Source organism: Thermomonas hydrothermalis (assembly GCF_900129205.1).
Classification (GTDB): Bacteria; Pseudomonadota; Gammaproteobacteria; order Xanthomonadales; family Xanthomonadaceae; genus Thermomonas; species Thermomonas hydrothermalis.
On sequence record NZ_FQUK01000004.1, the window covers coordinates 89,749 to 100,136 of the forward strand.

At 67.1% G+C, this 10,388-nt stretch carries 10 protein-coding genes, 1 tRNA gene and 1 pseudogene; 7 read left to right on the forward strand and 5 right to left on the reverse strand.

All coding sequences use genetic code 11. From position 1 onward, the window contains the following. Nucleotides 1-97 precede the first annotated feature (97 nt). Nucleotides 98-868: an NAD kinase gene (locus BUA29_RS02030; RefSeq protein ID WP_072754966.1), complete on the forward strand. Its 771-nt coding sequence runs from the start codon at nt 98-100 to the stop codon at nt 866-868. Nucleotides 869-979: 111 nt separating this feature from the next. Continuing rightward, on the forward strand, nt 980-1,957 hold the full coding sequence (locus tag BUA29_RS02035; protein WP_072754980.1) for a 5'-nucleotidase: 978 nt from the start codon (nt 980-982) through the stop codon (nt 1,955-1,957). 30 nt (nt 1,958-1,987) lie between these two features. Here the strand turns inward: BUA29_RS02035 and BUA29_RS02040 are convergent, their stop codons facing one another. The 5 genes from BUA29_RS02040 to BUA29_RS02060 all read right to left on the reverse strand — a co-directional run bounded on the left by BUA29_RS02040 (nt 1,988) and on the right by BUA29_RS02060 (nt 6,924). Next, complete coding sequence (locus tag BUA29_RS02040) at nt 1,988-2,506, reverse strand: DUF2939 domain-containing protein (protein ID WP_072754967.1); 519 nt, start codon at nt 2,504-2,506, stop codon at nt 1,988-1,990. A 138-nt stretch (nt 2,507-2,644) separates the two neighbouring features. Beyond that, the gene (locus tag BUA29_RS02045) at nt 2,645-3,799 is read right to left on the reverse strand and encodes a DUF4785 domain-containing protein (RefSeq protein ID WP_143148769.1); all 1,155 of its coding nucleotides are present in this window, start codon (nt 3,797-3,799) and stop codon (nt 2,645-2,647) included. Between the two features lie 22 nt (nt 3,800-3,821). After that, a complete protein-coding gene (locus BUA29_RS02050) occupies nt 3,822-4,694 on the reverse strand; it encodes an alpha/beta hydrolase family protein (RefSeq protein ID WP_072754969.1) in 873 nt (290 codons plus the stop codon). A gap of 153 nt (nt 4,695-4,847) precedes the next feature. Then, nucleotides 4,848-6,293, reverse strand: coding sequence for an exodeoxyribonuclease I (gene sbcB / locus BUA29_RS02055; protein WP_072754970.1), 1,446 nt, complete (start codon nt 6,291-6,293; stop codon nt 4,848-4,850). A 7-nt stretch (nt 6,294-6,300) separates the two neighbouring features. Then, nucleotides 6,301-6,924, reverse strand: coding sequence for an energy transducer TonB (locus BUA29_RS02060; RefSeq protein ID WP_072754971.1), 624 nt, complete (start codon nt 6,922-6,924; stop codon nt 6,301-6,303). An 85-nt stretch (nt 6,925-7,009) separates the two neighbouring features. Here BUA29_RS02060 and serS point away from each other — a divergent pair, with 85 nt between their 5' ends. The 5 genes and pseudogenes from serS to BUA29_RS02085 all read left to right on the forward strand — a co-directional run. Then, the gene (gene serS / locus BUA29_RS02065) at nt 7,010-8,290 is read left to right on the forward strand and encodes a serine--tRNA ligase (protein ID WP_072754981.1); all 1,281 of its coding nucleotides are present in this window, start codon (nt 7,010-7,012) and stop codon (nt 8,288-8,290) included. A 44-nt stretch (nt 8,291-8,334) separates the two neighbouring features. Further along, nucleotides 8,335-9,378, forward strand: a complete 1,044-nt coding sequence (locus BUA29_RS02070) for a LysR substrate-binding domain-containing protein (protein WP_084602303.1) — start codon at nt 8,335-8,337, stop codon at nt 9,376-9,378. Continuing rightward, nucleotides 9,356-9,445, forward strand: a tRNA-Ser gene (locus BUA29_RS02075). The genes BUA29_RS02070 and BUA29_RS02075 overlap by 23 nt, the downstream gene beginning before the upstream one ends. 102 nt (nt 9,446-9,547) lie before the next feature. Further along, nucleotides 9,548-10,072 (forward strand): annotated as a pseudogene (locus tag BUA29_RS02080) (response regulator); the annotation flags it as partial. A 64-nt stretch (nt 10,073-10,136) separates the two neighbouring features. Then, nucleotides 10,137-10,388, forward strand: a 252-nt coding sequence (locus tag BUA29_RS02085; RefSeq protein ID WP_143148770.1) for a transposase, incomplete at its 3' end; no start/stop codon positions are given.

The following is a 10,388-nucleotide window of genomic DNA, read 5'->3' on the forward strand; positions in this document are numbered from 1 at the left end:
CGCCTGTGCGTTGCCTTGAGTCCGGACGTGTGCATTCCCTGTGGGCCGACAGCGCCAGGGTGGCGTTGGGCTGACCGTCCCTTGCTATCCTCGCGCCATGACCACGCCACGCCTCGCTCTGCTCGCAAGCCCGGCCCCGGATGCCCAGGCCGCCCTGGCGCAGCTCAAGCGCCGTCATGGAACCCATGCGCCGGAGGAGGCCGACGTGATCGTGGCGCTGGGGGGCGATGGCTTCATGCTGCAGACCCTGCACCGCCACGGCGCGCTGGGCAAACCGGTGTACGGGATGAAACTGGGCACGGTCGGGTTCCTGATGAACCAGTACCGCGAAGACGATGACCTGCCGGCGCGCATCGCCGCGGCCGAGCCGGCCGTGCTGCATCCGCTGGAGATGCAGGCGCTGACCGATTCCGGCGCCAGCGTCAGCTCGCTGGCCTACAACGAGGTGTCGCTGCTGCGACAAACCCGCCAGGCGGCGCACATCGGCATCGAGCTGAATGGTCAGGTGCGGCTGGATGAGCTGATCTGCGACGGGGTGATGCTGGCGACGCCGGCGGGCAGCACCGCCTACAACTTTTCCGCGCATGGGCCGATCCTGCCTCTGGGCGCCAATGTGGTGGCGCTGACCCCGATCGCGCCATTCCGGCCGCGCCGCTGGCGTGGCGCCGTGTTGAAGTCAGATGCGCAGGTGCGGTTCCGCGTCCATGATCCGCTCAAGCGCCCGGTCAGCGCCACCGCCGATTCCCACGAAGTGCGCGACGTCACCGAGGTGCTGGTGCGCGAATCGCGGGAGCGGCGGGTGACACTGCTGTTCGATCCCGAGCACAATCTGGAAGAGCGCATCCTGTTGGAGCAGTTCTCGGTCTGACCCGTTTGGCTTTTCCCGGTCTGTGCCTCGATTCGATCGCTGGCGATGGCAATGACCAGCCCGATGTTCCGGTGCATCGCTCGACGAGGATGATTTTGCAGAGGAATGGTGATGACAGCGCAAACCACGCCGCACGTTGACGATCGGGTGCCACCGCCGCTGGTGGTGGCGATCACCGCGCGGGCGCTGTTTTTGATGGAAGACAGCCACGCGGTATTCGAACGCGAGGGGATCGAAGCTTTTGCCGAATACCAGCGCCGACATGAGAACGACATCCTGCCGCCTGGCATCGCCTTTCCGCTGGTGCGCAAGCTGCTGGCGCTCAACCAGGGCGCTGCGACGGCACCGCGGGTGGAGGTGATCCTGCTGTCGCGCAACTCTGCCGATACCGGGTTGCGCGTGTTCAACTCCATCCAGCACTACGGCCTGGACATCCGCCGTGCCACGTTCACCGCAGGCGCGCCGGTCTGGCCCTACATCAAGCCGTTCGGTGCCCAGCTGTTTTTGTCGGCCAACCCGGACTCGGTACGGCAGGCGCTGCAGGCCGGGGTGGCGGCCGCCACCATCCTGCCGGAGCGGGCCAGCGAACCGCGCCACCCGCATCAGTTGCGGATCGCCTTCGATGGCGATGCCGTGATCTTCGGTGACGAAAGCGAGCGCATTTCGCGCGAGCAGGGTGTCGAGGCCTTCGGCCAGCACGAGCGGATGCGCGCGCACGAACCGCTGTCAGGCGGGCCGTTCCGCGGGTTTTTGGCGGCACTGCACGATCTGCAGGCGGCATTCCCGCCGGGGCAGGATGCGCCGATCCGCACGGCGCTGGTCACCGCCCGCTCGGCCCCGGCACACGAGCGGGTGATTCGCACCTTGCGCGAGTGGGGGGTGCGGCTGGACGAAGCGTTGTTCCTGGGCGGGCGTGACAAGGGGCCGTTTCTGGAAGCCTTCGGCGCCGACATTTTCTTTGACGATTCGCCGCACAACATCGATTCCGCGCGACGTCATGTCGCTGCCGGCCATGTGCCGCACGGGGTGGCCAATGAGCCGGTCGTGCAGCGCCAGGCGCCAGGCGTGCCGGCATCAGGCGAGGGCTGACAACGCCTGGGTGGCGGTTTCAGACCTGCTTTAGTCGGGCAGGTATAGCGCCGCCAGTTTCCAGCTCAGGCCATCGCGGCGGAATTCGAACACGACCGGCTTCCCCTCGGCGCTGGCCACGGTGGCGGTGAAGCGAGAGGGCGACACGAAGGCCGTGCGTGCGTCTCGGAGCGGGTCGTTGGGGGTGCCGGCTGGCGTGGTGCGGGTCAGTGCGCTTCCTTGCAGGAGCACCGCCAGGCCGCGTGGCGAAGCCATCAGGTCCAGAGTGGGCTGGGCGATCAGCGCGCTGACCTTGCCGATGGTGAGCGGATTTTCGTTGCTGCCGATGCGTGCCAGTACGCCGGCGGCGACTTTTTGCTCCAGCTGCGGCCGCAGACTGTCCTTCAGGCTTGCGAAATCGACGAACCGCCACAACTCGCCGGTCTGGCCACTGGCCACCAGGTGGCGAATGCCGCGGATGGCCAGATACGGGCCAGCGGCGCCGTACAGCAGAACCAGCAGGACCACAACGCCCAGTGGCAGCGCGATCCATTTTTTCTTCAGTGCCATGTGCGGAGTGAACGTTGGTCGAGGGGATGTCAGCCTGCCGAAACAACAGCGGCCGGGCAAGCCCGGCCGCTGTGGCATACCTTGGGGAATCTCCGAACCCATTGGAGCTTCCCTGCGGTCACGGATGGCGGTGTCAAATCAGAACCGCGCCGCGCGGTCGCGCAGTTCCAGCGGGGCCATCCGGGTCTGGTCGTTGAGTTGCAGCTGGTGCAGCTCGAACGGGGCGCCGTACCCGGCGGGTAGGTGCTCGCGTGGGAACGGCAGGACCAGAACTCCGGTGCCAGGTGTCAGCCAGGCCGCGGAATGCGCCTGCGAGACGGGCCGTAGGCTACCGTCCGGGGCGGTGGCATACAGCGTGCCGCGCACCTCGTAGCGACCGGGCGCGGCCACCTGGACCGGTAGCGAGACACGCAGGCGGCTGCCATCGATGGCGAAGGTGCCCGCCAGTCGTGCAGTCGGCTGTGCGACACCGAATGCGGTGCGGGCGTCGCGCGGAATCCCGTCGATGTCCGAGAACACCTGCAGCTCCCACAGGCCCGGCGCCGCTGCGGGTCGGGTGGGCAGGGTGAACACCGCTTCCTGTGTGCCTGCCGGGGTGCGCCGCACGTTCACTGGCTGGCTGCGCCCGTCGGGTGCCACCAGTAGGGCAGAGGCGCGCAGCGCGCCGCCGGTGGCGCCGATCTGCACGCGCAGGGTGTCGCCGGCCAGCGCCTGGCTGCGTTCGGCGCGGGCGTGCAGCACCACCGGGCTGTCCGGTTCGAACACGTGGATGACGTAGCGGCCCTGGGCGCGGGCTGCCTGCAGTTGGGCACGGCCGGCGCCGCTGCCGGCACCCAGCCGCAGCACCTGGGTGCCGGCACTGACGTCCATCCCGGCCTGGCGCAGGGCCTGGGTATCGGCGACCCGGGCCACGCCCACCGGCCATCCTTGCAGGGTCAGCTTGAAATCCTCGGCGCGCAGTGCGGTGGCGCCATTGGCTGGGCTGACCCGGATCAGGGCATTGGGTGCCGACATCGGCAGGGTCACGCCGCGCTGCAGGGCATCGCCCGCCACGGTCAGCCAGTATTCGCGGCTGCTGGCCTGGTAAGGCGGTGTCTCGCTCAGGCTCAGCGCCGGGTCCAGGGCCCAGGCAAAGGTGACGGGCTGGCGTTCGAACTCGCCGACCGGCGCAGGCAGACGCACCAGCCGGCTGGGCACCTGGTCATGGTCGCCGGCCGGCAGCAGCGGCTGTGCGGCCTGCGCCAGGCCGCACAGCAGGCAGGTCATCGCGGCCAGGGCCGCGCGTCGGATCATCGGGGTACGCATGGTCGTGGCCTCACTTCATGTCGTTGCGCAGGATGGTGTCCAGGCCGAAGCAGGCGCGTCGGCTCTGGTTATGGCTGAGCGGTTCGCTGCCGGCCATGCGCGATTTGTCATAGAACCACACGCTGCCTGCAGCAGACTGGCTGCTGCAGTTGAGAAAGCCGTCGGAGCAGCTGTCCAGCCAGGCCTGGGTGATCTCCAGCCCGACGTTGAGGCTGTAGCCGCCGCAATAGCTGTCCGGATCCCAGACCGCGGTTTCCACATCGGTGCCGACCACGCTGCGGAACGGCTTGGGCAGCGAGGGCCGGCCGCCGGTGCCGTACAGATAGTTGGCGTTGTAATAGGCCATCCAGCTGACCTGCTGCTGGCGCACGGCATCGGACTTGTAGCCCAGCAGCCAGCCCAGTGAAGTTTCGAACACGTTGCCGTTGATCACCGCATCCGCCAACGGCGTACCGGCAGAGGATGGCGCCAGGGCATTGACCCGCACGATCTTGCTGATGATGTTGGGATAGCGGCTGTCCCAGGTCGGGTTGGACATGATCCAGCGGATGATGTTGCCGCCGTTGGAATGCGTGATGACGATCAGCCGGGTGATGCCGCGGGCGCTGATGAAACGGGTGAGCTGGTCGGCCAGGCAGCCGGCGGCGCGGCTGTCCCACATGTACTGGTCGAAGTCGCAGTTGATCACCACGTAGTTGGCCGGGTCGGCCAGCCCCGCCCGGACGTTGTTGACCATGGGCGGTTGCCAGTAGTCGTTGTAGGCATCGGTCTGCTTGCCGGTGCCATGGACGAAGGCGACACCGGTGACGTCGGCGGCGTGTGCGGGTGTGCTCCACGCCAGGGCGACAAGCACGGTCAGCGCTGCCAGCGCATGTCTGATCATGATGGTTTTCCCCAGGTTGCATGGCCGCAGCAGCCCCTGCGGCAGGCCCCGTCCGCACCTTCCCAGCGCGGGCGGTAGGAGCAGCATACGTATTGGTATGGCCTTGTCATGTCGCAGTGCGGTATGCGCTGCGACACGGCGGGACGCGCATGATCAGGCGAGTTGTTCGGCGAGTGTGCGGCCCCAGTCAGTCAGCGCGTTGAGCACGGTGAGGGCCTGCGGATTGGCGGCGTGATCCGCGCGCAGCTGCACCAGGCGTTGTTGGTATTGATCCAGCGAAAGCTCCGACAACCCGCTGTCGGCGAGCAGGCGTTGACGGCGGTAGGCATCCCATTGGGCGCGCTCGTCAGGGCTTAGCGTGTGCGGCCAGTTGCGCGCGCGGTAGCGCAGCAGCAATGCAGCAAGCCGTGGGTCGCGGAACGGGAAACGGGTGTCACCCAGCCGTTCCGGCGGCGTGGCGCGTACTGCGGCCAGCAGGGGCTTGTCGGCGTCGGGCAGAAAGCCGTCGTAGAGCGCGGCGTCCGGATCGTTGACTGCGGCTGCGACCGGTCGCGCATACAGGCGGCGGACTTTTTCCGCCAGCGCCGGGCCGGCCTCGCGTAGCTTTTGGAGATGGGTGTCCACGCGGGACACGTCGATACCCAGGCGTTGGAAATCCTCCGGGCGCAGATGCGACCACTGCACCAGGGCGGGGCAGCGGTTGAAATGCACTTCTTTGAGTGGCATCCGGGCGACACCGTCGGGCAGGTCATCGCGACGTGCGAACACGCGCTCGGCCAGTGCCTCTGATTCCAGTGTCAACAGCGGCGTGGGGTCACTGTCCAGATCGAACACGATGACGCGCGAGGAAATCTGCGGATGCCGGGCCAGCGGCAGGACCGGTGCGGCGCACAGGCGTTGGGCCGGGTAGCGCTGCGAGATATGCAGCAGGGGCGCAGGCTCGGCCGCCGTCAACAGTGTCTCCACCATGCGTTTGTCACGCAGCCGCAGGCTGTACTCCCAGAGCTTGGGCTGATGCTGGCGGAACAGCCGCGCCAGCCCGATCAGCGCACGCACGTCGCTGAGCGCCTCATGGGCGCTGCCCTCGCGCAGGCCGTTGTCCTCGGCCAGATGTTCCAGCTTGAAGCTGGTGCCTTGCCCGTCTTCACGCGTGCGCCAGCGGATGCCGTTGGGCCGCAGCGCATGCATCAGGCGCAGGGCATCCAGCAGATCCCAGCGCGAATTGCCATCCTTCCATTCGCGCTCATACGGGTCGTAAAAGTTGCGGTACAGCCCAAAGCGGATGAACTCGTCATCGAAGCGCAGCGAGTTGTAGCCCACGCTGCAGGTGCCTGGGCGGCGCATTTCGTCATGGATGCGGGCAAAGGCCTCCGCTTCGCAGAGGCCTTCTTGCAGCGCCCGCTGCGGGGTGATCCCGGTCACCAGGCAGGCGTCTGGTGCAGGCAGCAGGTCATCGGCCGGCCGCACGAAAAAGCAGATCGGCGGTTCGACCGGATTGAGGTCGAGATCGGTCCGGATGGCGGCGAACTGGGCAATCCGGCTGCGGCGCGGATCCTTGCCGAAGGTTTCCAGGTCGTAAAACAGGAAAGAGCGGGTCATCGTGCCGTCATTCCTGCGGGGCAAACCGGATCGGGATCACGACGTCTGTGCTGACCGGCTGGCCATTGCGCAATGCCGGACGGAAGCGCCAGCGCTGCACGGCCTCCAGGGCAGCCCGGTCGAGCGCACGATTGCCGCTGCTTTCTGCAAGTTCACGCTGCACGACCTGGCCATCGCTGCCCACCGTGATCCGCACCTGCACGGTGCCGCCAGCCCCCATACGCAAGGCATCGGGCGGATAGACGGGTGCAGGGGTGGACAGGGGTTCCGGGGGTGTGCTGTCCTGCGGCTCGGTCGCCGGTGTGGCCTGGGGGGACGACGGATCGGCACTGGCAGCGGATGGCGCAGGTGGCGGGGGTGGGCTGGGCACAGGTGGGCTGGCGGCACCAGGGATGACTTGCAAGCCGCTGATGGTGCGGTCGCTGGTCAGGTCTGGCGGCTGTGGCGCCGGCAAGGTGTCGGATGGGCTGGTGCCGGGGCTGGCCGGGGTAGGGGCGGCCCGGTAGAAGTCGTAGGTCTGGCGTGAGTTCCACCACACCAGCAGGAACAGCAGAACGCCGATTAGAAAGGCCACAGCCAGCAAGACGGGCAGGCGGGGCAGGCGTCTGGATGGAGTGTCGGGAGCAGGCATGTCGGCATTCTGGCACAGCCGGCATGCCTGGCTGGTCGGGGTGGGCGATAATGCGCATTCCATTCCGTTTGCCTTCGGTCACGCCATGCTTGATCCTGCCCTGCTGCGCCATCACACCGCCGATCTTGCCGAACGCCTGCGCGTCAGTCGTGGCTTCGTGCTGGACGTGACCCGGCTGGAAGCGCTGGAGGCCGAGCGCAAACGCCTGCAGGTGCGAACCCAAGAACTGCAAAACCTGCGCAACACCCGCAGCAAACAGATCGGCATGCTCAAAGCCAAGGGTGAGGATGTGTCGGCCGTGATGGCCGAAGTGGCGGCCTTTGGCGAGGAGCTCAAGGCCTCCGAAGTCGCACTGGACCGGCTGCGCGAGGAGATCGAGGCGGTCGCGCTGGGCATTCCCAACCTGCCGGATCCGTCCGTGCCGCTGGGGCCCGACGAATCCGCCAATGTCGAGCAGCACCGCTGGGGCAGCCCGCGCCAGTTTGCCTTCCCAGTCCGCGATCACGTCGAGCTGGGGGCACGGCATGGCTGGCTGGATGCGGAAACTGCGGCCAAGCTGTCGGGGGCGCGTTTCACCGTGCTGCGCGGCCCGCTGGCGCGGCTACATCGTGCGCTGGCGCAGTTCATGCTGGACCTGCATACCGGCGAGCATGGCTACCAGGAAACCAACGTGCCGCTGCTGGTGAATGCCGAGTCGATGCGCGGGACCGGCCAGCTGCCGAAGTTCGAGGAAGATCTGTTTTCCACCCGCCTGGGTGAGCACACCCGGTATCTCATCCCCACCAGCGAGGTGCCACTGACCAACGTGGTGCGCGATGAGATCGTGGACGCCGAGCGCCTGCCGCTACGGATGACTGCACACTCGCTGTGCTTCCGCGCCGAGGCTGGGGCAGCCGGTCGTGATACGCGCGGCATGATCCGTCAGCACCAGTTCGAGAAGGTTGAGCTGGTCAGCATCACCCGGCCCGAAGACTCCGATGCCGAACACGAGCGGATGACCCGCTGCGCTGAAGTGGTGTTGGAAAAGCTCGGCCTGCCGTATCGGCGGGTGTTGCTGTGCAGCGGCGACATGGGCTTTTCCGCCCGCAAGACCTACGACCTGGAAGTGTGGCTGCCCTCGCAGCAGACCTATCGTGAGATTTCTTCCTGCTCCAACTGTGGCGACTTCCAGGCCCGACGCATGCAGGCGCGCTGGCGCAACCCGGACACCGGCAAGCCGGAGCTGGTGCACACCCTTAATGGGTCTGGCGTGGCGGTGGGGCGTGCCCTGATCGCAGTGATGGAAAACTACCAGCAGCCGGATGGCAGCATCGAGGTGCCGGAGGTCTTGCGGCCCTACATGGGTGGGCTCGACCGGATCGGTTGAACCGATGTGTCCCGGGTGGGGGCAGGCGATAGGAGTCAATGGCGATGCACGACCTCAATGACCTGTACTACTTCGCCGCAGTGGTCGAACACGGCGGGTTTGCTGCCGCCGAGCGGGCGCTGGGAATCCCCAAGTCGCGGCTGAGCCGGCGCATCACCGCGCTGGAATCGGCGCTGGGCGTGCGCCTGCTGCAGCGCTCCACCCGCCGCTTCGCGGTCACCGACATCGGCATGAACGTGCACCGGCACGCGCAGGCGATGTTGGCCGAGGCGCAGGCGGCGCGCGAGGTGGTGGACCGGCTCAGTGCCGAGCCGCGCGGCGTGGTGCGGGTCAGTGTGCCGGTCTCGATGGCCCAGCAGCAGATGCCCAGGCTGCTGCCGGAGTTCCTGCGGCGCTACCCGAAGGTGCGGTTGCAACTGATCGTCAGCAATCGCCGGGTCGATGTCATCAACGAGGGCGTGGATGTCGCCCTGCGCGTGCGTAGCCGGCTGGATGAAGATGGCAGCCTGGTCATGCGCAGTTTCGGGCAGGTGCAGGAACTGCTGGTGGCAAGCCCCGACTATCTGGATCGCACCGGTCGCCCGCAGGTGCCCGAGGATCTGGCCAGTCACGTCACCTTGAGCGTCAGCGAGGACGAGGCCCGCCAGCGCTGGGAGCTGCACGGGCCGGACGGCGAGGTGCGGCGGGTGGACCTGCAGCCGCGCATCACCGGGTTCGATTTTCCGATGATGCAGGCGCTGGCAGAGGCAGGCATGGGCATCACGCTGCTGCCGGAGACCATCTGTGCCGAGGCGGTGCGGGAAGGCCGGCTGGAAGTGGTGCTGCCGCAGTGGCGCCTGCCAATGGGGATTGCCCACGCGGTGTTTGCCTCACGACGCGGCATGTTGCCGGCGGTACGGGTGTTCATCGACTACCTGGCAGAGGCCCTGCCGCCGCTGCTGGAATCGGCACGACTTGAGTGCAGCGATCCGGAGTGCCTGCAGCGGCTGGCCGTGCGCCGCCGTGTACCGGAGGTGGTGCCGGTGGCTGCCGGAAACGGCCTGGCCGTGTCAAAATCAGCACCCCGGAAGCGTGGCCGAGTGGTTTAAGGCAGCGGTCTTGAAAACCGCCGTGGCAGCGATGCCACCGTGAGTTCGAATCTCACCGCTTCCGCCAGAGTACAGGTCAGAGATTTCTGATCAGAACATGCGGAACCCTCCGCTTGGGAGCTTGGCAGTGGCAGGCTAAGTTAGGGGTGTTGTCGCTGGGGGAGCTGCAATGATTCGCGTGTTCATCGTTGACGATCATGCGCTGGTGCGCACGGGGTTTCGGCTGATCCTGAGCGCCGAACCCGATATCGAGGTGGTCGGCGAGGCCGACAGCGCCGAGCAGGCGCTGCCGATGATCCGTAAGCTCAAACCGGACGTCGTGCTGTGCGACCTGCATCTGCCCGGCCTGAGCGGGTTGGAAGTGACCGAGCGGGTGGTGCGCGGCGATTACGGAAGCCGGGTGATCGTGGTCTCGGTCCTGGAGGATGGCCCGATGCCGCGCCGGCTGCTGGAAGCCGGTGCGTTTGGCTACGTCGGCAAGGCCTGCGATGCCGCCGAGCTGCTGCGGGCGGTGCGGGATGTCGCTCGCGGCCGCAAATATCTGTCCAGCAGCATCGCCCAGGGCCTGGCATTGGCAGGCCTGCAAGGCGGGCAAGCCTCGCCCTTCGATGCGCTGACCCCGCGCGAGCTGGAGGTGGCGCTGTTGCTCAATCAGGGGCTGCGCCAGGAAGCCATTGCGCGCCAGCTCAACCTAAGGAAGGTCTGAACAACTCCGCCACTTTCAGCGAGAATGGGTCATCGGTTCAAGGGTGAGTTCGATGCAGCTATCGTTCGGTGATGCCGAAGGCATGGGTCGCAAGCGCACGCGGCGTGAGGTGTTCCTGGCGGAGATGGAGCAGGTGGTGCCGTGGCAGGCGCTGCTGGCCTTGATCGCGCCGCACTACCCGAAGATGGGCCGTCCCGGCCGACAGCCCTACCCCTTGGCGACGATGCTGCGCATCCACTTCCTGCAGCAGTGGTACGCGCTGTCTGATCCGGCGATGGAAGAGGCGCTGGTGGACACGCCGGTG